The following is a 25,990-nucleotide window of genomic DNA, read 5'->3' on the forward strand; positions in this document are numbered from 1 at the left end:
GCGTCATCACCGAAGCGCGCAGTATTCCTTTGCCACTTTGCCACTTTTCGTAAGGAGCAACAGAAACCATGGCGGTTTCCGTAACCCTTCCGGCGCTCGGCGAGAGCGTGACCGAGGGCACCGTCACCCGCTGGCTGAAGGCCGAAGGTGAGCACGTGGAGGCCGACGAGCCGCTGCTCGAAGTCTCCACCGACAAGGTCGACACCGAGATCCCCGCGCCCGCCGCCGGCGTCCTGTCCGCCATCAAGGTCGCCGAGGACGAGACCGTCGAGGTGGGGGCCGAGCTGGCCGTCATCGACGACGGCTCCGGCTCCCCCGCGCCCGCCGCCCCCGAGCCGCAGCAGGAGCAGCAGCCCGCGCAGCCGCAGGCCGCTCAGGAGCAGCAGGCCGAGGCGGAGACCGCGGCCGACCCGGCGGAGTCCGGGGCGCCCGCCCCCGCGCCCGCCGCACAGGGCGGCGCCGAGGGCACCGACGTGGTGCTGCCGGCGCTCGGCGAGTCCGTCACCGAGGGCACCGTCACCCGCTGGCTGAAGGAGGTCGGCGAGGAGGTGGAGGCGGACGAGCCGCTGCTCGAAGTCTCCACCGACAAGGTCGACACCGAGATCCCGGCCCCGGCCGCCGGCACGCTGCTCGAAATCACCGTGGGTGAGGACGAGACGGCCGAGGTGGGCGCCAAGCTCGGCGTCATCGGCGCCCCGGGCGCGGCACCCGCCCAGCAGGCGCCCGCGCCCGCGCCGGAGCCCGAGCCGGCGCCCGCGCCGAAGCAGGAAGCGCCCAAGCAGGAGGCGCCGAAGGCCGAGCCGAAGCCCGCCCCCCAGGCCCAGGCGCCCGCGCCGAAGCAGGAGGCGCCCAAGCCGAAGGCCGAGCCCAAGCCCGCTCCCGCGCCCGCCCCCGCGGCGTCCTCCGCCGGGGCGGACGGCGCCTACGTCACTCCGCTGGTGCGCAAGCTCGCCGGCGAGAACGGCGTGGACCTGAGCACCGTCAAGGGCTCGGGCGTCGGAGGCCGCATCCGCAAGCAGGACGTGCTGGCCGCGGCCGAGGCGGCCAGGTCCGCGCAGACGGCGCCCGCGCCCGCGCCGCCGGCGGCCAAGAAGCCCGCCAAGGTCGAGCCCTCGCCGCTGCGCGGCCAGACGGTCAAGATGCCGCGCATCCGCAAGCTCATCGGCGAGAACATGATGAAGGCGCTGCACAACCAGGCGCAGCTGTCCTCCGTCGTCGAGGTCGACGTGACCCGCGTGATGCGGCTGCGGGCGCGCGCCAAGGAGGCGTTCCTGGCGCGCGAGGGCGTCAAGCTCTCCCCGATGCCGTTCTTCGTCAAGGCGGCGGCCGAGGCGCTCAAGGCGCACCCGGCCATCAACGCCAGGATCAACGACGACGGCACCATCACGTACCACGACGTGGAGAACGTCGGCATCGCCGTGGACTCCGAGAAGGGTCTGATGGTCCCGGTCATCAAGGACGCGGGCGACCTGAGCCTGGCCGGCATCGCGAAGAAGACGGCCGAGCTCGCGGGCAAGGTCCGCCAGGGCGGGCTGGCGCCCGACGACATGTCGGGCGGCACGTTCACGATCAGCAACACCGGCTCGCGCGGTGCGCTGTTCGACACGATCATCGTGAACTACCCGCAGGTCGCGGAGCTGGGCATCGGTGCCACCGTGCGCCGCCCCGTCGTCGTGAACCACCCGGACCTGGGCGAGACCATCGCCATCAGGGACATGGTCTACCTGACCCTGTCCTACGACCACCAGCTGGTCGACGGCGCCGACGCCGCCCGTTACCTGACGGACGTCAAGGCCCGCCTTGAGGCCGGCGAGTTCGAAGGTGAACTCGGCCTGTAGCAGCATCCCGGCCCGTTCCGGCCGGTGACACCGCAGAAACCGGCCGCGCCCCGCCCGGACCCACCGGGCGGGGCGCGGCCTGTTGGGGCCGCCGCGCGGCCCGATAGGAGGGTGAGATGAGTCCGCCCGTCGTCCACTCGCTGCGCCAGCAGATCCGGGAGCACATCCTGGAGGGAATCGTCTCCGGCCGCTGGCAGCCGGGCGAGCGGATCGTCGAACGGCGGATCGCGGTCGAACTCGACGTCAGCCAGACGCCGGTCAGGGAGGCGCTGCGCGAACTCGAAGCGCTGCGGCTGATCGAGTCGGCGCCGAACAAGGGCGTGCGGGTCCGGGCGCTGAGCGCCGCCGACCTGGAGGAGATCTATCCGGTGCGGGCCGGTCTCGAACAGATCGCGGCCGAGCTGGCCGCGGACCGGCTGGCCCGCGACGCCTCCGCGCTCGTGCCCGAGGTCGCGGCCCTGCACAGGGCCGACCGGCTCGGCGACGCCGAGGCCCAGGTCGGGCACACGGTGGCCTTCCACCGCGAGCTGGTCAAGGCGTCGGGGAACAGCGTGCTGCTGCACACCTGGGAGTCCCTGGGCATCGAGGTGTGGACGGCGTTGTCGATCCGCTGGCTCGGCACGCGGCAGCGCGCCTACGCCGAGGAGCACCAGGACCTGATCGACGCGTTCCTGCGCCGCGATCCGCACATCGGCCGCCTGGTCAAGGAGCACGTCCTCAACTGTGCACCGCGTGCCTGATCCAAGGCGATTCGCCGGAGATGTCCCGGGCTCCGATTGGCACGGGATGCCAATTTCCCCGATTCGCAGAGATTTTCCCTCGAAAGCTTTGATCGATCATCGATCAGGGGCATACAGTTCCCGGGAGAGTGAGCCGCGCCGCCAAGCTCCTGTCCTGCCCAGTGGCGCGGCTCCCGCCCGAGGCCCGGGTCCCGATTGTCGCGCCAACGCACGGGGCCCGGCCCTCACGGCTCGTCCATCATGGTGCCATGCGAGCTGCCCGCCTGATCAAGTTGGTTCTGCTGCTCCAGGCCCGGTCGGCCATGACGGCCGCGGAGTTGGCCGGCGAGCTCGAAGTCTCGGAACGCACCGTGGCCCGCGACGTCCTGGCCCTGGCGGAAGCCGGGGTGCCGGTGTACGCCGATCGCGGCCGGTCCGGCGGCTACCGGCTGATCGGCGGCTACCGCACCCGCCTGACGGGCCTCGGCCGCAGCGAGGCCGAGGCGCTCTTCCTCTCCGGGGTCCCCTCCGCGCTGCGCGACATGGGCCTGGCCGACGCCGCCTCCGCGGCCCGCCTCAAGGTGTCCGCCGCCCTCATACCCGAGCTGCGCACCGCCCACGACAGCGCCACCCAGCGCTTCCATCTCGACGCCCCCGGCTGGTGGCAGCCGCCGGAGGCACCGGAGCTGCTGCCCGTGGTCGCCGAGGCCGTGTGGGGGGACCTGACGCTCCGGGTCGGCTACCGCAGGGGCGACGGCCGCCATGTCGAGCGCCTGATCGAGCCCTACGGCCTGGTGCTGAAGGCCGGCGTCTGGTACGTGGCCGCCCGCCCGCCCGGCGAGGGCCCGCGCGTGTACCGCGTGGCCCGCTTCACCGCGGCCGAGCCGGACGGCACGCGGTTCACGCGGGAGGACGCGTTCGACCTGCCCGCGTTCTGGGCCGAACACGCCGCCGCCTTCGCGCGTTCCCTCCTGCGGGACGAGGTGCGTCTGCGCCTGACGCCGGCCGGGGCACGCGTCCTGCGGCACGTCACCGACCGCGCGGCGGCCGAGGCGGCCCTGGCCGCCGCGGGGCCGCGGGACGCGGACGGCAGCGTCGAGATCACCCTGCCCGTGGAGTCGGCCGATGTCGCGTACGGCCAGATACTCGCGCTCGGGCCCGAGGCGGAGGTGCTCGCGCCCGCCGCGCTCAGGGAGCGCGTGGCGCGGGCGGCGGAACGCACCGCCGCCCGCTACCGCGCGGCCCCTCAGCGGTAGTCGGCCGGGTCCGGCCGCTCCCCCGCCGCCAGGGCCGCGATGAACGGCCAGGCGTCGGGGCGCGAACCGTCCGCGTCGGTGAAGCCGTACTCCTTCGCGAGGCCGCCCGAGGACAGGGACCTGCCGTTCCACCTGGCCACGTCCGGGTCGGCGGCCAGCGCGACGACGGCCCGCGCCACGTAGCGGGGCGACTCGGAGACCGCGAACGCCGGGTCACGCGCGACGGCGTCGCGCCAGTTCTCCTCGGTGACGCCGAAGTGGGTGTCGAGCATCGCCTCCGAGCGCAGGTAGCCGGGCGTGAGCGCGACCGCCGTGCAGCCGGCGTCGCGCAACTCCTCGCCCAGGGCCAGCGCCATCCTGATCGGCGCGTGCTTCGCCAGGTCGTAGAAGAAGTGCCCGCGGTAGGCGGCGTCGCTCTCCGCGGTGCCGTCCGTCACCTCCACGACCAGCCCGCCCGGCCGCCGGGTCAGCAGCGGCAGCGCGCGGTGGCTGGTGATGGCATGGGCGTGCACGCCCAGTTCCAGCATGCGCAGGCCGTCAGCGAGGCTGTGCTCCCACATTCTGCCGGTGAACGGGTGGTCGAGCAGGTGGTCGCCGCCCCACAGGTCGTTCACCAGCACGTCGAGCCGGCCGCGTTCCCGGTCGATCCGGTCCACCAGGGCCCGCACCCGGTCGGGTTCCAGGTGGTCGACCGGCACCGCGACGCACTCGCCGCCCGCCGCCGCGACCAGTTCCGCCGTTCCCTCGATGGTCTCCGTGTCCCGCCCGACCTCGCTCACCGAGGCGCGGGTCGTGCGGCCGGTCGCGTAGACCACCGCGCCCGCCGCGCCCAGCTCCACCGCCATCGCCCGGCCCGCGCCGCGCGTGGCGCCCGCGACGAGCGCGACCCGCCCCGCCAGCGGCCGTTCCCGCCGCTCCGCCCGTTCCACCTCGTGCACCGTTCGTCCTTCCGTGGCAGAGACCTTGCCGATCGCGAGCACTCTCACAGCGAAACCCGACACCTCGTGTCCGGCTTTCCCCGCCGGTTCCGCCCGGCGCACGAGGGGGCGCTCGCCCCGGAGCGAGCGCCCCGGGTGAGCGGCCCGCGACGTGATCCACGAGGATGGGCGCATGACGTCTCGCCGCATCGCCATCACCGGCACCCGAGGGCTCGTCGGCGGCGCGCTCGCCGACGCGCTGCGCACGGACGGGGACACCGTCGTGCGGCTGGTGCGGCACGAACCGCGGGCCGGCGACGAGGCGCGCTGGGACCCCACGGGGCGCGAGCAGGAGCGCAACGCCGCCGCCCTGCGCGGCTGCGACGCGGTCGTCCACCTCGCCGGCGCCCCCGTCGCGGGGCGCCGCTGGACCACCAGGTACAAGCAGGTGCTGCGCGACAGCCGCGTGCTGGGCACGGCCGCGCTCGCCGCCGCCATCGCCTCCCTCGACACGCCGCCGCGGGTCTTCCTGTCCGGCAGCGCCGTGGGCTACTACGGCGACACCGGCGACGTGGCCGTGACCGAGGACGCCCCGAACGGCACCGGCTTCCTCGCGGCCCTGGCCCGCGACTGGGAGGCCGCCGCGGCCCCGGCCGCGGAGGCCGGCGTGCGGACCGCGTTCCTGCGCACCGGCCTCGTGGTCGCCAGGGCCGGCGGCGCCTGGGCGAAGCTGTTCCCCATCTTCCGCGCCGGGCTCGGCGGCCGGCTCGGCAACGGCCGCCAGTTCTGGAGCGCCATCTCCCTGGCCGACCACATCGCCGCGACGCGCTTCCTGCTCGCCGACGGCTGCGAGCTGGCCGGGCCGGTCAACTTCACCGGGCCCACCCCCGTGACCAACCGCGAGGCCACCCGCGCGATGGGGCGCGTCCTGCGCCGCCCCACGGTGTGCGCCGTGCCGGCACCGGTGCTCAGGCTCGTCCTCGGCGAGTTCGCCGAGGACGTGCTCGGCAGCCAGCGGGTGCTGCCGACGCGGCTGCTCGACGCCGGCTTCACTTTCAGGCACCCCGGCATCGAGGACGCGGTGCGCGCCGCGCTCGACCGGACCGCGTGACCCCGCCGCGCCCCTGACCCCGGGCCGGGATCGGGCCATCTGCCGCACCCGCCCCGGTGTGCGACCTGTGTGCCCCCATGCCCGGTCCGTGCGCTCTGACTCCTTCCGCCCGGCGTGAGATGGTCGGCTGCGGCCAGGGCGTTGCCCGGCCACTCGCGGGCAGGAGCACCGAAGGCCCACAGGCAGCCGCGTGCCCGCCGCTCCGACGCAGCGACCACCTCACCAGGAGGCCCCGTGCTCAAGCGTCGAACGCCTCGCGCGTTCAAGGACATCGCCGACATCGTCGTCGTCGGGGGCGGAACGGCCGGACTGGCCGCAGCCCACCACCTCACCGCCGCCGGGCTGACCGTGGTCCTGCTTGAGGCCGCGGACGACATCGGCGGCCGGATGACGACGGAACGCCGCGACGGCTTCCGCCTCGACCGGTCGGGCCCGCTGTCGCTCACCGACTCCCCCGCGCTCCGCCGCCTGCCGCGCCCGCTTCCGCTGCGCCCCCTCACCGGCGGCGTGCTGCTGTGCGGCCCGGACGCGGCCCGGCGGATCGGCGGCAGCGCGGGCCGGCGGCACCGCCACGAGGGCGAGCCCGCCGGCTCCCCGCCGGGCGGCCGGCCGCCGGGCGCGCCCGACGAGCAGGCGGCCGACCGCGACGGCCCCGCGTTCGACCGGGTCTGGCTGAAGGCCAACCTGGCCAGGCTCGGCCGCTCCCCCGGGCCCCGGCCGCGCGGCTCGGAGCCGACCGCGGCCGGCGCCCTGCGCACGCGCGGGATACCCCCGCGCATAGCCGAATCGTCCCTGCGCCCCCTGCTGTCGGCGCTGCTGCACGACCCGGACCTGGCCACATCGAGCCGCCTCGGGGACCTCGCGCTGCGCGCGTTCGCCCGGCACGGCCTCGGCCTGCCCGCCGGCGGCGCGGCGGCGCTGCCCGGCCTGCTCGCGGCCTGCCTGCCGCCCGGGGCGGTGCGCACCGGCGTGCGGGTCGAGTCGGTCTCGACGACGGAGGTCACGACGCGGGCGCACGGGACGTTCGCCTGCCGCGGCGTCGTGGTCGCGACCGGTGCCGCGGAGGCCGCCCGGCTGCTGCCGGGGCTGCGCGTGCCCGCGTTCCGCCCGGTGACCGTGCTGCACCACGCGGCGCCTGACGGGGTGCGTTCCGGCGCCACGCTCGTCGTGGAGGCCGCCGGGCGCGGCCCGCTCGCGCACAGCCTGGCCGCCTCGGCGGCCGACCCGTCCCGCGCCCCCGAGGGCAGGACCCTGGTCACCTCCGTGGTCCTCGGGCACCGGGCGGCCGAGCCGGCCGAGCTGCTCGACAAGGCCGCGCGGCCCCAGCTCACCGAGATGCACCAGGCACCGGCCGACGACTGGGAGCTGCTCGCCGCCCACCACGACCCGCAGGCCGTCCCGGCCGTGCCGCCCCCGTACACCGGCGCCCGGTCGGCCCGCCTGCTCGACGGCCTGTACGTGTGCGGCGACCACCGGGACGCCCCTGGCCCCTCGGGGGACCTGGCATCGGCCCGCCGCGCCGCGTCCGCGGTGCTCGCAGACGCGGGGCTCGCCCCCGCGGCGGCCGGATGACGGGTCAGCCGAGCGTGGCCAGGCGCTCGCGGTAGACACGGACGGCCGCGGCGTCCCGGAACGGCTCCAGGCGGCTCTCGAAGTCCTGGAGGTACTCGTGGACGCGGACCGACCGCATCTCACCCGCCTGCGCGGCGGCCTCCGCGGCCAGCGTGCAGGCGTGCTCCACGTCCCCGAGGCCCAGCCGCGCGCTGGCCAGCACCACGCGGCAGAACAGCCTGCTGCGGGCGTAGGCGGGGCTGCGCAGCTGGAGGGAGCGCTCCGCGTGCCGGGCGGCGGCCCGGTACTGCTGGAGGTCGCGGTGGCAGTGCGCGAACTCGTCGGCCAGCTGCGCCTCGTCGAAGAACCGCGCCCACGCCGGCACGTCGTCGGCCGTCCGCGCGGCCTCCAGGGCGCGCTCGGCGCGGGCGAGGGCCGCCGTGCAGGATCTGACCTCGCCGAGCAGCCCGTGGCCGCGCGCCTCGACGCTGTGCAGCAGCGCCTGCACCACGGGCGGCACCGAACTGGCCATGCCCTGCTGGGCCACCCTGGCCAGCTGGACGGCCTCCCTGCCGTGCCCGAGGTACACGGCCTGCCGGCTCATCGAGACCAGCACGTAGGCGCCGTAGCTGCGGTCGCCCGCGGCCTGCGCCAGGCGCAGCGCCTGCACGAAGTAGCGCTGCGCCAGGCCGTGGGCGGCGATGTCGTAGGCCGTCCAGCCCGCGAGGCGGGTCAGGTCGGCGGCGGCGGAGAACAGCTTGCGGCCGGTCTGCTCGCCGTAGGCGCCGCGCAGCATCGGTTCGAGCTCGTTCTCCAGATACCGGACAAGGGCCTGCCTGGCGTGGCCGCCGCCGTACGCCTGGTCCAGGGTGCGGAACAGGTCCGCGACCGAGCGCAGGGCCGCGATGTCGCCGGCCGTGACGCGCTGGCCAGGCCCGCGCTCGACGCGGTCGAGGCGGCTGGGCCGCGCGGCCTGCGGCACCGGGCGGCGCGCGCCCGGCGGCTGCGGCGGCCGGCCCTGGGCCGCCGGGTCGGCCGCGCCCGGCTGGGGCGGCACGCCCGGCTGCGGCGGCCTGACGGGCCCGCGCGCCTGCTCGGGCACGCGGGCGGCCGGCGGCGCCTCGGCCCCGGGGGCCGGGGGCTCGGGCGGCTCGCCGCGCGCGACCCGTTCGTCCGGGCGGCCGATGAGCCAGTCGCGGCTCGGGACCACGAGGCCGGCCGGGGTGAACGCGATCTTGCGCAGCTCGGCGTAGCTGCCGGAGTCCTTGCGCCACAGGCCGGCGACGATGTCGACGGCCTCGGCAGGACTCGCGGCGAACTCAAGACCCGCGTAGACCGGCGCGCACGCCTCAAGGCCGAGGTCCTGCGCCGACAACCGGCGGCCGAGCCGCCGGGTGAACACCTCGGCGATCAGCGCCGGGGTCGTGCCGCGCGGCCGTTGCCCCCGCAGCCAGCGGGTGACCGACGTCTTGTCGTAGCGGAGATCGAGGCCGTGTTCGAGGCCGAGCTGGTCGACGCGTCTGGCCAGACCGGCGTGTGAGAATCCGGCCTCGGCGATGAGTGCGGCGAGCTGGCGGTTCGGAGTGCGCGGGGTTGTGGGCTGGGGGGAGGGCGGGCCTCCGGGTCGTTCCGTGGACATCGGCGGTGCGGTCTCCTGCCTTACGGCTGTGCGGCTGGAACGGCGTGAATGTAACGGTCCTGCCCGGTTTAGTCGGCTCCTCGCCCGTGGATTCATCCATATGTGTGAGCCTGAGGGTCTCGGGAGGATGGCTTCCGCGCGGGATTAGAGTGGAACCGAGACACGACACATGTGTACGAAAACGAAGGAGCCGCGGCCGTGAGCGAGCTGCGCTTTGCCCATCTGGGCTTCGGTACCGAAGCCGTCGACTACCACGTGGCGTGGCAGGAGCAACGGCGGGTGCACACGGCCCGGTTCGCCGACGAGATCCCCGACACCTGCCTCCTGCTCGAACACACCCCGGTGTACACGGCGGGCCGGCGCACCGAGGACAGTGAGCGCCCGCTGGACGGCACGCCCGTCGTGGACGTCGACCGGGGCGGCAAGATCACCTGGCACGGACCCGGGCAGCTCGTCGGCTACCCGATCCTGAAGCTGCCGCGCCCGGTGGACGTCGTGGCGCACGTGCGGCGCATCGAGGAGGCCGTGATCCGGGCCTGCGCCGAGTTCGGCCTCGACACCACGCGCGTGGAGGGCCGCAGCGGCGTGTGGGTGCTCGGCTCCGCGCTTGAGGGCACGGAGCGGCCGGGCACCGGCGGCCTGTCGCTCGACTTCGACCCGCGGCTGCACGACGAGGAGTTCGACCCGCGGCTGAGCGGCCCCGAGTACGCGCCGTCCAACGCGGGCCAGCGCGACGAGGACCGCAAGCTGTGCGCGATCGGCATCCGCGTGGCCAAGGGCGTGACGATGCACGGGTTCGCGTTGAACTGCGACCCGGACAACACCTCGTTCGACCGCATCGTGCCCTGCGGCATCCGCGACGCGGGGGTGACGTCGATCTCGCAGGAACTCGGCCGGAAGGTTCCGGTGACCGAGGTGGTTCCCGTGGTGGAGCGGCACCTGCGCGCCGTGCTCGACGCCGAGGTCCCGCTGCCGCGGGCCGTCTGAGAGCACCACAAGCACAGGCGTACGCTGGAGTTCGCCGAAGATTCGAAAGTGTAGGGAGCCGGACGTGTCCGCTGTCGCACCCGATGGCCGCAAGATGCTGCGCCTTGAGGTCCGGAACAGCCAGACCCCGATCGAGCGCAAGCCCGAGTGGATCAAGACCCGGGCGAGAATGGGCCCGCAGTACCGCGAGTTGCAGGGCCTGGTGAAGCGGGAGGGGCTGCACACGGTCTGCCAGGAGGCCGGCTGCCCCAACATCTTCGAGTGCTGGGAGGACCGCGAGGCGACGTTCCTGATCGGCGGCGAGCAGTGCACGCGGCGCTGCGACTTCTGCCAGATCGACACCGGCAGGCCCGCCGATCTCGACCGCGACGAGCCCAGGCGCGTCGCGGAGTCGGTGCGGCAGATGGAGCTGCGCTACGCGACGGTGACCGGCGTGGCCCGGGACGACCTGCCGGACGGCGGCGCGTGGCTGTACGCGGAGACCGTGCGCCAGATCCACACGCTGGTGCCCGGCACCGGAGTCGAGCTGCTGATCCCCGACTTCAACGCGGTGCCCGAGCAGCTGGCCGAGGTCTTCGACTCGCGGCCCGAGGTGCTGGCGCACAACGTCGAGACCGTTCCGCGCATCTTCCGGCGCATCCGGCCCGGGTTCCGCTACGAGCGGTCGCTCGACGTGCTGACGCAGGCCCGCGCCGCGGGCCTGGTCACCAAGTCGAACCTGATCCTCGGGCTCGGCGAGACCCGCGAGGAGATCAGCCAGGCGCTGCGGGAGATGCACGCGGCGGGCTGCGAGCTGATCACCATCACGCAGTACCTGCGGCCGACGCCGCGCCACCACCCGGTGGAGCGCTGGGTGAAGCCGGACGAGTTCGTCGAGCTGCGCGAGGAGGCCGAGGCGATCGGCTACTCCGGCGTGATGTCGGGACCGATGGTGCGGTCCTCCTACCGCGCCGGGCGGCTGTACCGGCAGGCGGTCGAGCAGCGCTCCGCCGCGTGACGGCCCCTTCCCCCGGGATTGACCCCCGGGTCACGGCGTCGTAACACCGTTCGATAACAATAGGGGCACGTTGTCCGACTGCCAGGGGAGGGGCCGTCCATGCCTGACACGCGTGAGGCACGTGCGAGCGTGACCGGGGCACTGCGCGCGCTCGAAGGAGTGCTGTCGCGGGGTGGACGGCGGACCGCGCTCGCCAACGCGCACGCCGCCGTCCTGGAGGACCGGGCGCGGGCGGCGGCCCGCCGGGACGCGGAACGGGCGCTCGCGGCCGTCGTGGAGCGCGGCGGCCCCGCGGCGCTTCCCGCGCCGCGCACCTGAGCGACGGCCCGCGGGGCGCGGGCCCGCGCCCCGCGGAGTCGCCCGACCGCGCCGCCGCGTAGACTTGGGCCATGGCGCGGAAGGAAAAGGCTCAGGATTCCGAGACTCCGGGGCGGATGAAGCAGATCGCCCTGACGTACAAGATGACCAAGCGGGCCGACCGCTGGATCGGTCTGATCATCTCGGCGGTCGGCCTGGGCACGTTCGCGGTGGTCCTCGCCTTCGGCTTCTGGATCGGGCACCCGATCTACCTCGGCATCCTCGGCTTCCTCGTCGCGCTGCTCGCGACGGCCATCGTCTTCGGGCGGCGCGCGGAGCGGGCGGCGTTCGGCCAGATGGAGGGCCAGCCGGGTGCGGCGGCGGCCGTTCTGGAGAACATGCGCCGCGGCATCGCGTTCACGCCCGCCATCGCCGTCAACCGGAACCAGGACGTGGTCCACCGGGCGGTCGGCAAGTGCGGCGTGGTGCTGGTCGGCGAGGGCAACCCGAACCGGCTGAAGGCCCTGATGGCCGCGGAGCGGCGCCGGATGAACCGGGCGGTCTCCGAGGTGCCGGTGCACGACGTGATCGTGGGTCGCGGCGAGGGCCAGGTGGAGCTGAAGAAGCTGCGTTCCACGATCCTGAAGTTCCCGCGGGTGCTGGCCGGGCCCCGCGTGACCGAGGTGAACGACCGGCTGCGCGCCATGGGCGATCTGATGAGCAACATGCCGCTGCCGAAGGGCCCGATGCCCAAGGGCATGCGCCTTCCGAAGGGCGGCAACATGCCGCGCCGCGGCGGTCGCTGAGCCCGCGCCCCCGCGTTCATCGGGCCCGTCCCTCCGAGAGGGGCGGGCCCGAAACGTTTTCTCAGTCCCCGGTCCGTCTTCCGTGTCCCGATCCGGCCTCCGCCGGCTCGGGACGGGCGCCGGTGGCCCGGCGTGGTCCTCCACGGTGCCGGTCGCGCGCTCCGCTGGCGCGATCCGGTGGCGCGCCGTCCGGGCGCGGCTTCCGGCGGGGCCGGGCGCTCAGGCGGCCGTTCCCGCGCGGGCTCAGACGCGGACCTGCACGGCGCCGGAGAACCGGTCGTGCAGGCCGCGGCCGTCGCGGTCCCAGACCAGCGGCGGGATGGCCAGGGCGAGCAGGAACGTGCGCAGCACGGCGCGCGGGAACGTCAGCCGGCCGCCGTGGACGCTGACGACGCGGATGCGCAGGAGCCGCTTCCCGGGCGTCATGCCGAGCGTGCCGACCGTGAGCGTGACCATGACGACGAAGACGGCCAGGGCCCAGTTACTGAGAGTGGCCGGCTCGCGGCTGATGAGACCGTATGCGATCAGCAGGCACATCGCCCAGTCGACGAGGATGGCCACGACCCGCTTGGCGAGGGGGGCGACCGATCCGGGCCCCTCCTCGGGGAGACCGAGCCGCTGCCCGCGGTAACCGAAGTCGATGCCCATGCTCTCGGCCGTCGCGCGGGGTCCGGAGAGCCAGGAGCCAAGTACCTGCCGATTGTCCACCCGTCAACCGTAGCGCGCCCGGCCGGACGAGTGGTCGGCGGTATCGGGTGAGAAGTCCGGTTAACAGCGGTGAAACAAATGGGTCATGCTTGAGAAATGGCCCGTCCTTAGGGTCGGGCCCGGCAGGCCCGCGCACCGGGCCACCCCGAGCTGCACGCTCCCGGCCCGCGGCCGGGACTAGGAGGACATCCGGATGTTCCGAAACGCCGACGAGATCAACAAGTACATCGCGGACAACGACGTCAAGTTCATCGACGTGCGTTTCTGCGACCTGCCGGGCATCATGCAGCACGTCACCGTGCCGGCCGAGACGTTCGACCCGGCCGAGAGCCTGATGTTCGACGGTTCGTCGATCCGAGGCTTCCAGGCCATCCACGAGTCCGACATGGCGCTCGTCCCGGATCTGTCCACCGCGCGGGTCGACCCGTTCCGCAAGGACAGCACGATCAACATCAACTTCTTCATCCAGGACCCGATCACGGGCGAGGCGTACAGCCGCGACCCGCGGAACGTGGCGAAGAAGGCCGAGGCGTACCTCGCCTCCTCCGGGATCGCGGACACCGCGTACTTCGGCCCCGAGGCCGAGTTCTACGTGTTCGACGACGTGCGGTTCGAGACCAAGTCGAACGCCGGCTACTACTACATCGACTCCGAGGCCGGCGCGTGGAACACCGGCGCCATCGAGGAGGGCGGCAACCGCGGTTACAAGGTCCGCTACAAGGGCGGCTACTTCCCGGCGCCCCCGGTGGACCACTTCGCGGACCTGCGCGCGGAGATGTCGCTCGAACTGAGCAAGGCCGGTCTCAAGGTGGAGCGCCAGCACCACGAGGTGGGCACCGCGGGACAGGCGGAGATCAACTACCAGTACAACACGCTGCTCGCCGCCGCCGACGACCTGATGCTGTTCAAGTACATCATCAAGAACGTCGCCTGGCGCAACGGCAAGACCGCGACGTTCATGCCCAAGCCGATCTTCGGTGACAACGGCTCCGGCATGCACGTCCACCAGTCGCTGTGGACGAACGGCACGCCGCTGTTCTACGACGAGCAGGGCTACGCGGGCCTGTCCGACACCGCGCGCTACTACATCGGCGGCATCCTGCGGCACGCGCCGTCGCTGCTGGCGTTCACCAACCCCACGGTGAACTCGTACCACCGCCTGGTGCCCGGCTTCGAGGCGCCGGTCAACCTGGTCTACTCGCAGCGGAACCGGTCGGCCGCCATGCGCATCCCGATCACCGGCTCGAACCCGAAGGCCAAGCGCGTCGAGTTCCGCGCGCCCGACCCGTCCTCGAACCCGTACCTGGCGTTCTCCGCGCTCCTGCTCGCGGGCCTTGACGGCATCAAGAACAAGATCGAGCCGGCCGAGCCCATCGACAAGGACCTGTACGAGCTGGCCCCCGAGGAGCACGCCGAGCTGCCCCAGGTGCCGACCTCGCTGCCCGCCGTGCTCGAAGCGCTCGAAGCGGACAACGAGTACCTCCAGGCCGGTGGCGTGTTCACGGCCGACCTGATCGAGACGTGGATCGACTTCAAGCGCGAGAAGGAGATCGCCCCGATGCAGCTCCGCCCGCACCCGCACGAGTTCGAGCTGTACTTCGACGTGTGACCGGCGGGCACCGCCCGCGCACCGGAGGCCGCCGCCCTGCCAGGGCGGCGGCCTCCGCCATGCCAGGGCGGCGGCCGGGGCGGGCGGCGCGCGGACACCGGTAGCCTGCCGCCATGGTGGATGTGGGGGTCAGCGGACTGCGGCGGAGCCGCGACCGGCTCGCCCGACGGGCCGAGGCGGCCTCGCAGGCGGGCGAGGACGCCGTCGGCGGACTGCTGCTCTTCTACGCTGCCGAGTGCGCGCTGAAGGCGGAAGTGCTGCGCTCGGTCCTCCAGCGCGCGGACACCTCGGGGCTCCCGGACGCCCTGAGAACGCACCAGCTGCGCCGCTTGGCGAAAGCACTGAACCTGCGCGCCCCGGGACCGGGCCCCGACCCCTTGCGCTGCCGCAGACACAAGGGCGGTGGCTGGATCGAAAGTCACGAGCTGCACGAGGCGTGGCGCTATGGTGCGGAGCTGAACGCCAGTGACCAGAAGGCGGCCGTCGAGGCTCTGAAGTCGCTGGTGCGGGATGCCAGGAAGGGATTCTGAGCCATGGCCGGCAAGCTCTACACCTGGGTCGATGTCGACTCCCGGCTGGCGGAGGCGGCCGTCGCCGGCCAGTGGCGTCCCTGGCTGCTCGAAGTGGACGCCTGGTGGGACGGCGTGGAGCTGACCGTCCTGCCAGGGACGGAGATCGCCACGGTCCGGGCCTGGCTCGACGAGCGGTTCGGCATCGGATCGGCCGCCGCGCACGAGGGCGGTCTCGAACTCCTCCTGGACCGGCCTCCGGCCCACGCTCCCGCGTCCCTCCCGGTACGTCTGATCGAGGCCACCGACACCGAAACGGCGCCGCGGCGGCCCAGGTTGACCGAACGCCGTGTCACCTCCGCCCTCGGCGACGCCCTGCCCCGCCCGGCGCAGCCCCGGTTTCCCGAGGGGAAGCAGCTCGTCGCCTTCCACTCCTTCAAGGGCGGCGTGGGACGGACCCTGCACGCCGTCGCGCTGGCCGACCTGCTCGCCTCCCAGGGGCAGCACGTCCTGCTCATCGACGCGGACCTGGAGGCGCCCGGCATCACGTGGATGTACCAGGCGCAAGGCGGCCGGTGCGACATCGCCTACGAGGACCTCATCGCGCTGCTGCACTCCGCCCAGCACGGCGATCCCGGGCCGGCCGTTCGGACCGCCGCCGCCTACCTGCCGAACCAGCGCGTCTCGCGTTACCCGGGCACGGGCCGGGTGACCGTTCTCCCGGCCAGTCGGCGCACACAGCTGGGGCCGCCCCGGATCGCTCCTCCCGACGTGCTCACCGAGGACCGCTCGCCGTACTTCCTCAGCGAGTCCCTGGCCGCACTCGCCATCGCCGCCGACGTGGACACCGTGATCCTCGATCTGCGCGCCGGGGCCTCGGAACTGGCGGCGCCGATCCTGCTCGACCCCCGGGTGGCGCGCGTGTTCGTCACCACCGTCAGCAGCCAGTCCCTCCAGGGCACCGAGACGATGATCCGGCAGTTGGGGGCGCAGTCCCCCGCCGTGGTGGGCACCGATCCGGCGCCCGGCGCGATCGTGACGCAGTACCGGCTCGACGTTCACCAGGAGCACGCGGACGCGGCACGCAGAAGCCTCGCGGCGGCGCTGTCCGCCACGATCGGCCTGGCCGGCACAGCGGCGGACGAGCACCCGGAGGACGATCTCGCCGTGGACGAGCAGGTGCTGACCGAGCCGGTGCTGAGCCCGTTCCGCGAGGAGTTGCTGGCGCTCCCGGAGAGCTGGGACGCGGTGGTCGACGTCATCCGGCGGTGTTCCCTGCCCGCCCTTCTGACCGACTTCGCGGCCGGCGCCGCACCGGCGGCCCCCGACGCGCAGCCCCACCCCGAGGAGCCGGCCGCCCTGGACGACCGGCGGCGCGCGCTTGAGGACACCGCGGACCGGCTCGTGTTCGCCGAGCGGCGCGGCACGGACCTGGGGCTCGGCTTCCTCACCACGGAGCCGGTGCGCCGGCTCATCACGGACCACAGCACGGACCTGCCGGTGGCGGTCATGGTCGGCGCGAAGGGCTCGGGCAAGACCTTCACCTTCGCCCGCATGTGCGCGGCCGGTTCCTGGCTCATCTTCGCCGAGGACAACGGGCACGTCGTGGAGCGGTCCGCTCCGGTGGTCCCCGTTCTCGACCCGCTGAACATCGCCGAGCCGCAGCCGGGCGCGGTGTCGCCGCAGCGGCTCAGGGACCTCGCCGCCGGAGGGACCGGCATTACGGCGGAGGAGATCCGCAGGCACCTGAACTCCGGACTGCGCGACGAGCGGGCCGATGACCCGGAGTTCTGGCGCACCCGCTGGCTCGAATGCCTCTTCCTGGCGGCGGGCGGCGAACGCGGCGCGCCCGCCGAGGAGTCGCTGATCGAGCGCACACTCGACCAGTCGAAAGCCGTCCTGTTCATCGTCGACGGCCTGGAGGACTGGCTCGAAACGGTGGACACCGAACCGAAGCGCATCGCCCTCCGGACGCTGCTGCTCGACGTCCCGGCCTGGCTGCGCACGGTGCGCAACCGCTCGCTCGGTCTCGTGGTCTTCGTCCGCCAGGACCTGGTCCGCAGGGCGATCCGGCAGAACCTCGGCCAGTTCCTCGACCGCTATTCCCCCTACGAACTGCGCTGGGACACCGAGGACGCGCTGCGGCTGTCCCTGTGGGTCACGTTGAACGCCGGCGCGGTGCAAGCGCCGAAACATGCGGTCGTCAACCTGGGGCACGACGAGATCGTTCGGGCCCTCGTGCCTCTCTGGGGCGCGAAGCTGGGTACGGAGACGTCACGTGAGGCGTGGAGCGAGCGGTGGGTCCCCGCGGCACTCGCGGACTTCAACGAACAGATCCAGGCGCGCGATGTCGTCAGGTTCCTGCGGGAAGCCGCCGCCGCGTCCATCGGGGACGACCGGTGGCCGGACCGGGTGCTGACCCCGGCCGCGATGCGCCGCGCCCTCGTTGCGTGCAGCCGGGCGAAGGTGGAAGAGATCAACAAGGAGAACCCGCCGCTCGGCAGTCTGCTGGGGCGCATGTCGGGATACGCGGACTCCGTTCGGATGCCGTTCGACGCCGCCGACGTCGGGCTCACGGCCGACGACGTCGAGTCCTTGGAACAGTGGGGCGCCCTGGCGAGGGACGCCGACGGGCGCTACCGCATGCCCGAGATCTACCGGCACGCGCTCGGTTTCCGCACGCAGGGCAGGGCGCGCGTGGTCCGGGGGGTGTGACGCGGCACGGGCCGCCCGTTCCGGAGGCCGTTTTCGTGCGGGGTGCGGGGGCATCCGGAAAGGGGTCACCAACCCTGGAGGCCCGAGATGGGAACATCAGCCGTACTCCGCGGCAGGTCGGCGGCCCGCCGCGCCGCCCGCAGCTCACCCATGAACGCGGCGGCCCGCTGGGGGCTGGCCGCCCGGGGGACGCTGTACCTGCTGATCGGCGCGCTGGCGCTGAGCATCGCTTTCGGCGGCGACGAACAGGCCGACCGGGGCGGCGCGTTGCGCGAACTGGCGAGCCGCCCGTTCGGGGAATTCCTGATCTGGGCGGTCGGCGTCGGGCTCGTCGGAATGGCGCTGTGGCGCCTGTCCGAGGCCGCGTTCGGCGCCTCGGGCCCCGACGGCCGCAAGAAGCACAAGCGGGCGATGTCGGGGGCCAGAGCCGTCTTCTACGGGGTGATCGCCTACTCGGTCCTGTCGTTCGCCGCGGGCGAGCAGGGCAGCGGGTCGAGCGACGAGCAGTCGCGGGACGTCACGGCGCAGGCCCTCGGCCTGCCGGGCGGGCAGTGGCTCGTGGCCGGCGCCGGCCTGGCCATCGCCGGGGCCGGTGTGTGGATCGGGGTGCGGGCGCTGAGGCGGTCGTTCCACAAGGACCTGAAGCGTGCGGAGATGCCGCAGGGCGCGCGGCGGGCGGTCGATGTCCTCGGGGTGACCGGCGGCGTGGCGCGCGGCGCGTTCTTCGCCGCCGCGGGCGCCTTCGCGGTGCGGGCCGCGGCCGACTACGACCCGGACGAGGCCAAGGGCATGGACGACACGCTCCGCACGTTCGCCGATACCCCGGCCGGGCCGTGGCTGCTGGTGGCGATGGCCGTCGGCCTGGCGCTGTTCGGGCTGTTCTCCTTCGCGCTGGCCCGCTGGCGCCGGGTCTGAGCCGCGACACCCCCGGCAGCCGGCCGCCCGGTGTCCGCCGGACACCGGGCGGCCCCGCGGCTACGGGCGCTGGCCGTCCTCGTCCACCACGGCGCGTTCCAGCACGGCCGTCGTGCTCAGGACCTGGCCGGCCTCGATGGTGTCGGTGGCCCGGGTCGCGACGCTGCGGAAGCCGAGCAACTCCAGGGTCCCGGGGTCGAACAGCACCTCGTCGCGGACTCCGGGGTTGTAGGAGTCGTAGCGCACGATGGCGAACCCCTGCCGGCCGGCCGCGTCCACCGCGTCGCGCACCACGAACACGTCGGGGATCTGCGCCAGGGCGCCGAGCAGCGCGGCGGTGACGTCCGGCGGCATCAGGGGGGCCCGCAGCAGGCCGCTCGCGCGCACGAAGGCGTCCTGGTCGTAGTTGCGGTCATCGGACTCCATGTCCTGGTGCGAGCGCAGCCACTCCAGCATCGCGTCCGGGTCGGTGGGCAGCGTCTGGAGATGGCGGTAGTTGAGGTCGTAGGGCGCGTGCTGTTTCCCCGGCCCGTCGACGGGCAGCCAGAGCTCCTGGTCGGACAGCGGGGGGAGCACGGTCTCGATGTGGTCGTTCACGGTCACGTGCGCTTCCCGGCTGCGGACGTACGTCCACTGGTCGTCGCGGATGTCCTCGGCCTGGGGGTCGACGGCCGCCGCGACCTGGAGCAGCAGTTCGCCGGCCCCGTCGGTGGTGTCCGCGTTCACGTTGGGCGCGAAGGCGTAGGTCGCCTCGCCGTCCCTGCCGATCGGCCGCCCGGCGTCGTCCGGGCCCCACACGGCGATGCCCGCCGCCACGGCGAGGGCCAGCGCACCCGCGAGGCCCGGGACGGCGAACGCGGGGCGCGCCCACCGGCGGCGGCCGGGCGCGGCCCCGCTCGGCGCCGCGGCGTTCTGGATCTCCTGCATCATGAACTCCTTGAGCTGTCCGTGACGGCCCGGTGGGAGCTCCTTCTCGGGGAGTGGCAAGAATCCGTTCATCGTGATTCCTCCTGGGCGGGCCAGGCCGCTGGGGTGCGGCCTCCCTTCACCTGTCCTGGGCGGCGGCGCGGTTCCAGGTCGCGCGCCGCCGCCGCGAGCTTCTTCCTGGCCCGGGACAGCCGTGACTTGACGGTGCCGACGGGGATGCCGAGTGTTTCGGCGGCGGTCGCGTAGTCGAGGTCGGACCACACGCACAGGGCGATCACCTCGCGTTCACCGCGCCGCAGGGTGTCGAGGGCGAGCCGGACGGCGGCCAGCACTTCCGTGTCGTCGAGCCGCCCCGCCACCTCGTCCGCGATGTCGCGCACGTCCTCGCCCCTGGGCAGCCGGGCCAGCGCGGCGGTGTGCCGCCGGGCGGCGCGCCGGGTGTTGCGCGCGGTGTTCGTGGCGATGCCGAGCAGCCAGGGCCGCAGCGAGCCGCCCTCGGGGTCGACGCGTCCGCGCAGCCGCCAGGCTTCGAGGAACGTCAACGAGACGATGTCCTCCGCGGCCGACCAGTCCCCCACCAGCCGGAACGCGTGGTTGTAGACCGAGCGGGCGTACGCGTCGAAGAGGTGGCCGAACGCCTCGCTGTCGCCGTCGCGAATGCGCGCTCGCAGTGTCATCTGCATACCCCCACCCCTGTCCGTGCCGTCGGCGCGAGTTCCCGTGACCCACGTCACAAACGGGCGCGCACGCGTGAACGCCCGGCGCCCGCGCGGGACTTCCCATCGAAGCACCGCCGAAGCACCGCCGGAACGCCGCCCCCGGGGGCGCGCCGGGGGGTGACGGGCGCGAAGCGGACGCGCGATCCCCCGGCGAACGGACATGTGACCGGACCGTTACTCTCGGGTGTGCACCCCGAGGTCGCGGCGGTCGCGGCGGCGGCCTGGGCGCCGGACCGGAGGCGTTGCCGCTGGCCAGGGCGAGGTCACGGGGCCGCGGCCCTCGCCGGCACCGGTCTACGGCAGGTCCGGGGCCGATGGCCGCCGAGGGGGCCGGACGACTCCATGCGGCAGCGTATGCATATACGGTACGTTACCGTTCAGACATGCCACGACCAGGGGGACGGAGCCGCTTGTCGGCCGCGGACTGGGCGGATGCGGCGCTGTCCGCGCTTCGTGAGGGGGGCGGCCTCGCGGCCATCGCCATCGAACCGCTCGCGGTCCGCCTCGGCGCGACGAAAGGCAGCTTCTACTGGCACTTCACCAACCGCGAGGCGCTGATCGAGGCGGCGCTCGCGCGCTGGGAGAAGGCACAGACGGAAGAGGTCATCGCCGATCTCGGCCGCCAGCGCGACGCGTTGGCACGCATCCGTGAACTCTTCGCGCATGTCACGGCGTTGGCCACCAGGGACCCCACCGAGCTGGTACTGATCGGCGAGGCGGCGCATCCGCAGGTGGCGCCCGTTCTCAGGCGCGTGGTGGCCAGGCGGCTCGACTACCTGTCCGGCCTGTTCGTCGAGCTCGGGCTCGACGAGAAGGACGCGCGCCAGCGCAGCATCCAGACCTACTCCGGATACGTCGGCCGCGCCCAACTGGCCCGCGCGGTGCCGGAACTCCTGCCGCACGGCGAGGAGGAGAACCGCAGGTACCTCGACTCGGTGCTCGGCGCGCTCCTGGCCCGCTGACGCGCCCGCCCGGGGGCGGGCGCGTGCCGGGCCGCGCGGGGCGCGTCAGGCGGCGGCCCGCAGGTGCTCCCGCGCCCACGTCTCGAAGTCGGTGAGTGGAAGGCCCAGTTCCCTGGCGAACTGGGGGCGGGCCGGCTGGCCGACCGCGTTCATCCACGCGTGCGAGGCCCCCATGTCCGGCATTCCGGCGGCGCGGGCCTGCTCCTCGGTCATGTCGGGGGCGGACAGGCGGACGCCGAGGACGCGGGAGAGCACGTCGGCTATCCGCGTCATCGACAGGTGGTCGCCGGCCAGTTCGAGTTCGACCCCGTGGAACCGCTCCGGCGCGGCGACCGCCGCGGCGGCGGCCCGGCCGATGTCGTCGACCGCGACGAGGGACAGGCGGGTCTCGGGCCTGAGGACGCTCACGATGCCGCCCTCGACGCCGCGCGGGAACAGGAAGGCCATGGCGGGCAGGACGTTCTCCATGAAGAAGCCCGGCTTGATGAGCGTCCACGCGGGGAAGCCCGCCTCGCGGAGCCGGTCCTGGATCGCGCTCTTGGCGCCGAGCGTGGGCTCCAGCGCCGCCCAGCGGCCCTCGGCCCAGCCGGGGGTCGCCGTGTGCTGCCCGGCGCCGCTGACGGAGGTGTGGACGAACTGCGGGACTCCGGCCGCCTTCGCGCCCTCGATGAGGTTGACGCCCTGGGCCACCTCCCCGTCGAAGTCGAACCCGTTCGCGGTCGCGGTCGGCATCTGCACCGAGAAGACGGCGCGAACGCCCTCGGCGGCCCGCACGAGGGAGTCGCGGTCGAGGAGGTCGCCCGCGACCAGTTCCGCGCCGAGCGACGCGACGGCGGCGGCCCGCGCGGAGGCCGGATCGCGCACCAGGGCGCGCACGGGGACGCCGTTCGCGAGCAGGGCACGGGCGGTCGCACCGCCCTGCCTGCCGGTGGCGCCGGTGACCAGGACGGGCGCGGAATCGATGGACATGAGGCTCCCAGGATGATCGACGACAGAAACGGCGGGGCCCGCCGTTTCGCTCCCGATACGATATGGCGGGGCCCGCCATTTCGCCAGACCGGAGGTGACGCCATGACCGGCCGCCAACGCGCGGACGCCAGGCGCAACTACGCGCGCATCCTCGCGGTGGCCGAGGACGAGGTCGCGGCCCACGGGGCCGACGCGTCCCTTGAGCAGATCGCCCGCGTCGCGGGCGTCGGCTCGGCCACCGTGCGTCGGCACTTCCCCACCCGCCGCGCCCTGCTCGAAGCGGTGTCGCACCGGCGGGTCGAGGCCCTGAGCGCCCGCGCCCGCGACCTGGCCGGCGAGGACGACAGCCGGAAGGCGCTGCTCGACTGGCTGAGCGACGTCGTCGCCTACGCGGCCTCGGCCCGCGGGCTGGCAGCCGCCCTGGCCTATGACGGCTCAGCGCCCGACCCGGTGTACGAGAACTCCTGCGCGGCGACGCTTGAGGAGGCGGGCGCCCCGTTGCTCGACCGCGCCGTGCGGGACGGCGCGGTGGCGGCGGAGGTCACGGTCGCCGACCTGATCACCCTGGTCGTCGGCATCGCGCTCGCCACGGAGCACCGCCAGGACCCCGCCGCCCAGGCGGACCGGATGTTCCGCCTGACCGTGGCGGGTCTGAGCCCCGGGAACGGGCCGCGGTCCGCGACGGACCGTGCGGGTGCCCGCTGACGCGCGCGGGGCGGAGACGCGGGGCGGAGACGCGGGGCGCAGCCGCGGGGCGGAGCGCGCCGGGAAAACGCGTCGACAGCCGGCCCGGGACGCGCTGTGATGGCCCGTACCGTCCGCACCACCGAGCGGGCCCACCGAGGGAGTTGCCGTTGCCGACCGGAGAGCCGGAGGACATGCGTCCCGCCGTCGACACCCGACTGGCCAGGCGCCTGGTCGACACGCAGTTCCCGCAGTGGTCCTGCCTGCCTCTCGCGCCGGTCGCCCCGGCGGGCTCCGACCACGTGATCCACCGGCTCGGCGGGGAGCTGTCCGTACGGCTGCCCCGGCACGCCGGAGCCATCGGGCAGGCGGAGAAGGAGGCCGCGTGGCTGCCCAGGCTCGCCCCGCACCTGCCCCTGGCCGTGCCCGTGCCGGTGGCCGTGGGCGAGCCGGACTTCGGTTACCCGTGGCCGTGGTCCGTCTCCCGCTGGCTGGACGGCGAGGTGGCGACCGTCGAAACGCTGGGCGATTCGGTCGGCGCCGCCGTCGAGTTGGCGGGGTTCCTGACCGCCCTGCAACGACCGGCGGCCGACGACCTCCTGGCCGTGGCCCCCGGCGGAGACCTCGCCGCCCGGCCGCTGGCCGACCTGGACCGGACGACGCGCGCCGCCATCGCGGAGACCGGCGGCGTGTTCGACGCGGCGGCCATGACCGCGTTGTGGGACGCGGCGCTGAGCGCTCCGGCATGGGACCGGACACCGGTCTGGTTCCACGGGGACTTCCACACCGGCAACCTGCTGACCGTGGACGGCCGCCTCAGCGCGGTCATCGACTTCGGCGGGCTCGGCATCGGCGACCCGGCCCGCGACCTGATGATCGCCTTCACGCTGATGTCGCCCGGCAGCCGGGCCGCCTTCAGGGCCGCGCTCGACGTGGACGACGCCACCTGGACCAGAGGGCGCGGCTGGGCCCTGGCCACGGGTCTGACGGCCTACACCATCTACGCCGCCGTCGACTCCCGCGTCGCGGCGCAGACCACGCGGCAGATCACCGCGGCCCTCGCCCGCTGAGCCGCCGCGAGGGAGCGGCACCGGGCCCGTCAGGGCCGGGGCGGCCGTCTCCCCCGGCGCCCGTTTTCCCGCTCAACGGAACGGGCCCCGGGGCGGGCCCCTGAATTCCCGCGCCCGGAGCCTCTCGTGCCCCCACGAGGCCGCTCGCTCGGCCGGGGTCCGGGTTCCCCCGCCCCCTCGGGGCAAACACCGCGCCGCGGTCGGCCGCGAGGAGACGAGCGCGCGGCGCGCACGCCGTGTCGGATGGCGCCCCGCCGGGTACCCGGGTCTTCCTCAGCAAGCGAGCCGGCGAGGAGGAAGCCATGCAGCAACGGGGCAGCGATCACGTGAACGTCCACCAGGACGACGTGATGAAGCACGACCTTCAGGGCATGCTGCGCGGTGATCACCCCAACCGGGCGGAGGAGTGGCGCGAGGCCGAGCCTGGCGCCGACGACGACCCGCCCCTGGCCGACGGGCCGGTACCGCCGCGGGGCGCGCCGACGACCGAGGAGGCGGAGCGGGAGAGCTTCCGTTTCGAACTGGCACGGCACCTGCGGCGCACGGTGTTCCCGGCCGACCGCGACACGCTGCTCGACACGCTGGCCGCCGAGCACGCGCCGGACGGGCTGGCCGAGCCGGTCCGGGACCTGCCCGCCGACCACCGTTACGCGAACGTCCAAGAGGTGGTCGACGCGCTCGGGCGCAAGCCCAAGGCGTGACCTGCGGCGTTCCGGCGCGGCGCGCTCACGCGGGCCGCACCAGCTCGTAGCCGCGTTCACGGAGGCGGGGCAGGCAGTCCCGCAGGGCGGTGACCGTCTGCGCGCGGTCACCGCCCCCGTCGTGCGCGAGCACGATGCCTCCGGGGTGGGCGCGGCGCATGAGGTTGTCGGCGATCTTTGCGCTGCCGGGGCGGCGCCAGTCGTCGGTGTCGACCGACCAGTCGAGCGGCTTCATGGCCAGTTCCCCGCAGATCTCCAGGCTCACCGCGGTCCACAGCCCGTAGGGGGCGCGGGCCCAGCCGGGCGGCGCGCCGAGGGCGTTCTCGATCACCTCGCTCGTGCGGCCGAGTTGCGCGCGCACCTCATCGCGCGGCAGCCGGTCGAACCTCGGGTGGTCGTAGGAGTGGTTGGCCACCAGGTGGCCGTCGGCCGCGATGGCGCGCAGCAGGTCGGGCTGCCAGACGGCGTTCTCGCCGAGGACGAAGAACGTGGCGGGCACGCCGTGCTGCCGCAGCAGGCCGAGGATCTGCGGGGTCCACGTGGGGTGCGGGCCGTCGTCGAAGGTCAGGGCGAGCCGGCGGCCCGAGCCCGCGAGCACGCGGCCCGGGGCGTGCCGCGCCCCGGCAGCGCCGGGGGCGGCGTCCGGCCGGCCGGGTGTGCCGGTGTCGGCGCCGCCAGCGCCCAGCGCGCCGCCGGCGCCCGAGGAGTCCACGAGCAGGCGGTTGAGGGCGAGCAGCCCCACGCCGGCGGCGGCCCCGAGCAGGACACGCCGGGAGACGCCCGTGCGCCGTGGCACGCTTGGCACGTACGACTTGTCCGATGAGTCGTATGAGGTGAACGGCATGGTCCACTGTGCTCACGCTGGCGCGGCGCGACGGGCCGCCGACACGGGACCGCGCGGACGGCACCCGTTCGGCGGGCGCCGCCGGGCCGCGCTCAGGACGTCCGAGCCATGGCCACGCATCGCGGTCGGCCGTATACGTCCCGCCGCCCCCCGACGCCCCGGGAGCGACCGGCGCCGCCCCGGCCGCGGCCTCAGTGCGCGGGGGCGGCGAGCGCCGTCTCCGCGCGGGCCAGGATCTGAGTGACGCGCAGCCCGAACCGCGCGTCGCAGGGGTGCGCCTCGCCCGTGCGCGCGGACGCGAGCAGCGCGTCGAAGGCGCGCATGAACGGCCGCACCGCGCCGCCGTCCGCCCGTTCCGGCAGCGACGATATGCCGGCGCTGCCGCGCGGTTCCGCCGTCACCGACGACGCCTGCGGCGGCATCGTGTGCGTCAGCGTCAGCAGGCTTGAGGCGCCCGAGGCGTGCCGCAGCGCCACGTGCGCCAGGTCCCCCCGCGCCACGCGCCGCGGTGACGCCGGTGACCTCTCCGAGCGGCGGCAG

25 protein-coding genes are annotated in these 25,990 nt (G+C 74.1%); 17 read left to right on the forward strand and 8 right to left on the reverse strand.

The window, feature by feature from the left end; genetic code table 11:
* The first annotated feature begins 68 nt into the window (after positions 1-68).
* The 3 genes from sucB to LC193_RS05530 all read left to right on the forward strand — a co-directional run bounded on the left by sucB (position 69) and on the right by LC193_RS05530 (position 3,813).
* Positions 69-1,838: a 2-oxoglutarate dehydrogenase, E2 component, dihydrolipoamide succinyltransferase gene (gene sucB, locus LC193_RS05520; protein ID WP_226072076.1), complete on the forward strand. Its 1,770-nt coding sequence runs from the start codon at positions 69-71 to the stop codon at positions 1,836-1,838.
* Positions 1,839-1,954: 116 nt separating this feature from the next.
* Entirely contained in the window at positions 1,955-2,578 is a 624-nt protein-coding gene (locus LC193_RS05525) for a GntR family transcriptional regulator (RefSeq protein WP_086161025.1), read from the forward strand.
* A gap of 248 nt (positions 2,579-2,826) precedes the next feature.
* The gene (locus LC193_RS05530) at positions 2,827-3,813 is read left to right on the forward strand and encodes a helix-turn-helix transcriptional regulator (RefSeq protein WP_226072078.1); all 987 of its coding nucleotides are present in this window, start codon (positions 2,827-2,829) and stop codon (positions 3,811-3,813) included.
* Here LC193_RS05530 and LC193_RS05535 read toward each other — a convergent pair.
* Entirely contained in the window at positions 3,804-4,751 is a 948-nt protein-coding gene (locus LC193_RS05535) for an SDR family oxidoreductase (RefSeq protein WP_226078492.1), read from the reverse strand. The genes LC193_RS05530 and LC193_RS05535 overlap by 10 nt on opposite strands.
* 172 nt (positions 4,752-4,923) lie before the next feature.
* Here LC193_RS05535 and LC193_RS05540 point away from each other — a divergent pair, with 172 nt between their 5' ends.
* Complete coding sequence (locus LC193_RS05540) at positions 4,924-5,841, forward strand: TIGR01777 family oxidoreductase (RefSeq protein ID WP_226072080.1); 918 nt, start codon at positions 4,924-4,926, stop codon at positions 5,839-5,841.
* A gap of 234 nt (positions 5,842-6,075) precedes the next feature.
* A complete protein-coding gene (locus LC193_RS05545) occupies positions 6,076-7,413 on the forward strand; it encodes an FAD-dependent oxidoreductase (RefSeq protein ID WP_226072083.1) in 1,338 nt (445 codons plus the stop codon).
* 4 nt (positions 7,414-7,417) lie between these two features.
* On the opposite strand, the gene LC193_RS05550 is transcribed toward LC193_RS05545, so the two are convergent.
* A complete protein-coding gene (locus LC193_RS05550) occupies positions 7,418-9,031 on the reverse strand; it encodes a regulator (RefSeq protein ID WP_226072086.1) in 1,614 nt (537 codons plus the stop codon).
* Positions 9,032-9,229: 198 nt separating this feature from the next.
* Here LC193_RS05550 and lipB point away from each other — a divergent pair, with 198 nt between their 5' ends.
* From lipB to LC193_RS05570, 4 genes are all read left to right on the forward strand, one after another.
* Complete coding sequence (gene lipB, locus LC193_RS05555) at positions 9,230-10,018, forward strand: lipoyl(octanoyl) transferase LipB (protein WP_226072088.1); 789 nt, start codon at positions 9,230-9,232, stop codon at positions 10,016-10,018.
* A 64-nt stretch (positions 10,019-10,082) separates the two neighbouring features.
* Positions 10,083-11,015, forward strand: coding sequence for a lipoyl synthase (gene lipA, locus LC193_RS05560; RefSeq protein WP_226072091.1), 933 nt, complete (start codon positions 10,083-10,085; stop codon positions 11,013-11,015).
* Between the two features lie 99 nt (positions 11,016-11,114).
* Positions 11,115-11,333 carry a hypothetical protein gene (locus LC193_RS05565; protein ID WP_226072093.1) on the forward strand — a complete coding sequence of 73 codons (219 nt, stop codon included), beginning with the start codon at positions 11,115-11,117 and terminating at the stop codon, positions 11,331-11,333.
* Positions 11,334-11,404: 71 nt separating this feature from the next.
* Positions 11,405-12,118, forward strand: a complete 714-nt coding sequence (locus tag LC193_RS05570; RefSeq protein ID WP_226072095.1) for a DUF4191 domain-containing protein — start codon at positions 11,405-11,407, stop codon at positions 12,116-12,118.
* A gap of 243 nt (positions 12,119-12,361) precedes the next feature.
* Here LC193_RS05570 and LC193_RS05575 read toward each other — a convergent pair whose 3' ends face one another.
* Positions 12,362-12,826 carry an RDD family protein gene (locus LC193_RS05575; protein WP_226072097.1) on the reverse strand — a complete coding sequence of 155 codons (465 nt, stop codon included), beginning with the start codon at positions 12,824-12,826 and terminating at the stop codon, positions 12,362-12,364.
* Positions 12,827-13,019: 193 nt separating this feature from the next.
* Between LC193_RS05575 and glnA the strand changes: the two genes are divergently transcribed.
* The 4 genes from glnA (at position 13,020) to LC193_RS05595 (ending at position 18,574) form a co-directional block, all read left to right on the forward strand.
* Complete coding sequence (gene glnA / locus LC193_RS05580) at positions 13,020-14,435, forward strand: type I glutamate--ammonia ligase (protein WP_086161016.1); 1,416 nt, start codon at positions 13,020-13,022, stop codon at positions 14,433-14,435.
* 113 nt (positions 14,436-14,548) lie between these two features.
* Complete coding sequence (locus tag LC193_RS05585; protein WP_226072100.1) at positions 14,549-14,965, forward strand: hypothetical protein; 417 nt, start codon at positions 14,549-14,551, stop codon at positions 14,963-14,965.
* 3 nt (positions 14,966-14,968) lie between these two features.
* On the forward strand, positions 14,969-17,659 hold the full coding sequence (locus LC193_RS05590) for a KGGVGR-motif variant AAA ATPase (protein ID WP_226072103.1): 2,691 nt from the start codon (positions 14,969-14,971) through the stop codon (positions 17,657-17,659).
* Positions 17,660-17,746: 87 nt separating this feature from the next.
* Positions 17,747-18,574: a DUF1206 domain-containing protein gene (locus LC193_RS05595; RefSeq protein ID WP_226072105.1), complete on the forward strand. Its 828-nt coding sequence runs from the start codon at positions 17,747-17,749 to the stop codon at positions 18,572-18,574.
* A 60-nt stretch (positions 18,575-18,634) separates the two neighbouring features.
* Here LC193_RS05595 and LC193_RS05600 read toward each other — a convergent pair whose 3' ends face one another.
* The gene (locus LC193_RS05600) at positions 18,635-19,573 is read right to left on the reverse strand and encodes a CU044_5270 family protein (protein WP_226072108.1); all 939 of its coding nucleotides are present in this window, start codon (positions 19,571-19,573) and stop codon (positions 18,635-18,637) included.
* Complete coding sequence (locus tag LC193_RS05605; protein WP_226072110.1) at positions 19,570-20,184, reverse strand: RNA polymerase sigma factor; 615 nt, start codon at positions 20,182-20,184, stop codon at positions 19,570-19,572. The genes LC193_RS05600 and LC193_RS05605 overlap by 4 nt, the downstream gene beginning before the upstream one ends.
* A gap of 419 nt (positions 20,185-20,603) precedes the next feature.
* On the opposite strand from LC193_RS05605, the gene LC193_RS05610 reads away from it, so the two are divergent.
* The gene (locus LC193_RS05610) at positions 20,604-21,182 is read left to right on the forward strand and encodes a TetR/AcrR family transcriptional regulator (protein WP_226072112.1); all 579 of its coding nucleotides are present in this window, start codon (positions 20,604-20,606) and stop codon (positions 21,180-21,182) included.
* A gap of 45 nt (positions 21,183-21,227) precedes the next feature.
* Here the strand turns inward: LC193_RS05610 and LC193_RS05615 are convergent, their stop codons facing one another.
* On the reverse strand, positions 21,228-22,151 hold the full coding sequence (locus LC193_RS05615) for an NmrA family NAD(P)-binding protein (RefSeq protein ID WP_226072115.1): 924 nt from the start codon (positions 22,149-22,151) through the stop codon (positions 21,228-21,230).
* A 102-nt stretch (positions 22,152-22,253) separates the two neighbouring features.
* Here LC193_RS05615 and LC193_RS05620 point away from each other — a divergent pair, with 102 nt between their 5' ends.
* The 3 genes from LC193_RS05620 to LC193_RS05630 all read left to right on the forward strand — a co-directional run bounded on the left by LC193_RS05620 (position 22,254) and on the right by LC193_RS05630 (position 24,606).
* Positions 22,254-22,856 (forward strand): TetR/AcrR family transcriptional regulator, encoded by a 603-nt coding sequence (locus LC193_RS05620; RefSeq protein WP_226072117.1) that lies wholly within the window; start codon positions 22,254-22,256, stop codon positions 22,854-22,856.
* A 173-nt stretch (positions 22,857-23,029) separates the two neighbouring features.
* Positions 23,030-23,905, forward strand: coding sequence for an aminoglycoside phosphotransferase family protein (locus LC193_RS05625; protein ID WP_226078493.1), 876 nt, complete (start codon positions 23,030-23,032; stop codon positions 23,903-23,905).
* 302 nt (positions 23,906-24,207) lie between these two features.
* Positions 24,208-24,606, forward strand: coding sequence for a DUF2795 domain-containing protein (locus tag LC193_RS05630; RefSeq protein WP_226072119.1), 399 nt, complete (start codon positions 24,208-24,210; stop codon positions 24,604-24,606).
* A gap of 25 nt (positions 24,607-24,631) precedes the next feature.
* Here the strand turns inward: LC193_RS05630 and LC193_RS05635 are convergent, their stop codons facing one another.
* The gene (locus LC193_RS05635; RefSeq protein ID WP_226072121.1) at positions 24,632-25,450 is read right to left on the reverse strand and encodes a polysaccharide deacetylase family protein; all 819 of its coding nucleotides are present in this window, start codon (positions 25,448-25,450) and stop codon (positions 24,632-24,634) included.
* 191 nt (positions 25,451-25,641) lie between these two features.
* On the reverse strand, positions 25,642-25,950 hold the full coding sequence (locus LC193_RS05640; RefSeq protein WP_226072124.1) for a hypothetical protein: 309 nt from the start codon (positions 25,948-25,950) through the stop codon (positions 25,642-25,644).
* Between the last annotated feature and the right edge of the window lie 40 nt (positions 25,951-25,990).

Source organism: Streptomyces marincola, assembly GCF_020410765.1.
GTDB lineage: Bacteria > Actinomycetota > Actinomycetes > Streptomycetales > Streptomycetaceae > Streptomyces > Streptomyces marincola.

Bases quoted from the DNA above. Each gene is read 5' to 3' on its own strand.
- sucB (WP_226072076.1), top strand. From the start codon at position 69: ATGGCGGTTTCCGTAACCCTTCCGGCGCTCGGCGAGAGCGTGACCGAG.
- LC193_RS05525 (WP_086161025.1), top strand. From the start codon at position 1,955: ATGAGTCCGCCCGTCGTCCACTCGCTGCGCCAGCAGATCCGGGAGCAC.
- LC193_RS05530 (WP_226072078.1), top strand. From the start codon at position 2,827: ATGCGAGCTGCCCGCCTGATCAAGTTGGTTCTGCTGCTCCAGGCCCGG.
- LC193_RS05540 (WP_226072080.1), top strand. From the start codon at position 4,924: ATGACGTCTCGCCGCATCGCCATCACCGGCACCCGAGGGCTCGTCGGC.
- LC193_RS05550 (WP_226072086.1), bottom strand. From the start codon at position 9,031: ATGTCCACGGAACGACCCGGAGGCCCGCCCTCCCCCCAGCCCACAACC.
- LC193_RS05565 (WP_226072093.1), top strand. From the start codon at position 11,115: ATGCCTGACACGCGTGAGGCACGTGCGAGCGTGACCGGGGCACTGCGC.
- LC193_RS05570 (WP_226072095.1), top strand. From the start codon at position 11,405: ATGGCGCGGAAGGAAAAGGCTCAGGATTCCGAGACTCCGGGGCGGATG.
- glnA (WP_086161016.1), top strand. From the start codon at position 13,020: ATGTTCCGAAACGCCGACGAGATCAACAAGTACATCGCGGACAACGAC.
- LC193_RS05585 (WP_226072100.1), top strand. From the start codon at position 14,549: ATGGTGGATGTGGGGGTCAGCGGACTGCGGCGGAGCCGCGACCGGCTC.
- LC193_RS05590 (WP_226072103.1), top strand. From the start codon at position 14,969: ATGGCCGGCAAGCTCTACACCTGGGTCGATGTCGACTCCCGGCTGGCG.
- LC193_RS05595 (WP_226072105.1), top strand. From the start codon at position 17,747: ATGGGAACATCAGCCGTACTCCGCGGCAGGTCGGCGGCCCGCCGCGCC.
- LC193_RS05600 (WP_226072108.1), bottom strand. From the start codon at position 19,573: ATGAACGGATTCTTGCCACTCCCCGAGAAGGAGCTCCCACCGGGCCGT.
- LC193_RS05605 (WP_226072110.1), bottom strand. From the start codon at position 20,184: ATGCAGATGACACTGCGAGCGCGCATTCGCGACGGCGACAGCGAGGCG.
- LC193_RS05610 (WP_226072112.1), top strand. From the start codon at position 20,604: ATGCCACGACCAGGGGGACGGAGCCGCTTGTCGGCCGCGGACTGGGCG.
- LC193_RS05615 (WP_226072115.1), bottom strand. From the start codon at position 22,151: ATGTCCATCGATTCCGCGCCCGTCCTGGTCACCGGCGCCACCGGCAGG.
- LC193_RS05620 (WP_226072117.1), top strand. From the start codon at position 22,254: ATGACCGGCCGCCAACGCGCGGACGCCAGGCGCAACTACGCGCGCATC.
- LC193_RS05625 (WP_226078493.1), top strand. From the start codon at position 23,030: ATGCGTCCCGCCGTCGACACCCGACTGGCCAGGCGCCTGGTCGACACG.
- LC193_RS05630 (WP_226072119.1), top strand. From the start codon at position 24,208: ATGCAGCAACGGGGCAGCGATCACGTGAACGTCCACCAGGACGACGTG.
- LC193_RS05635 (WP_226072121.1), bottom strand. From the start codon at position 25,450: ATGCCGTTCACCTCATACGACTCATCGGACAAGTCGTACGTGCCAAGC.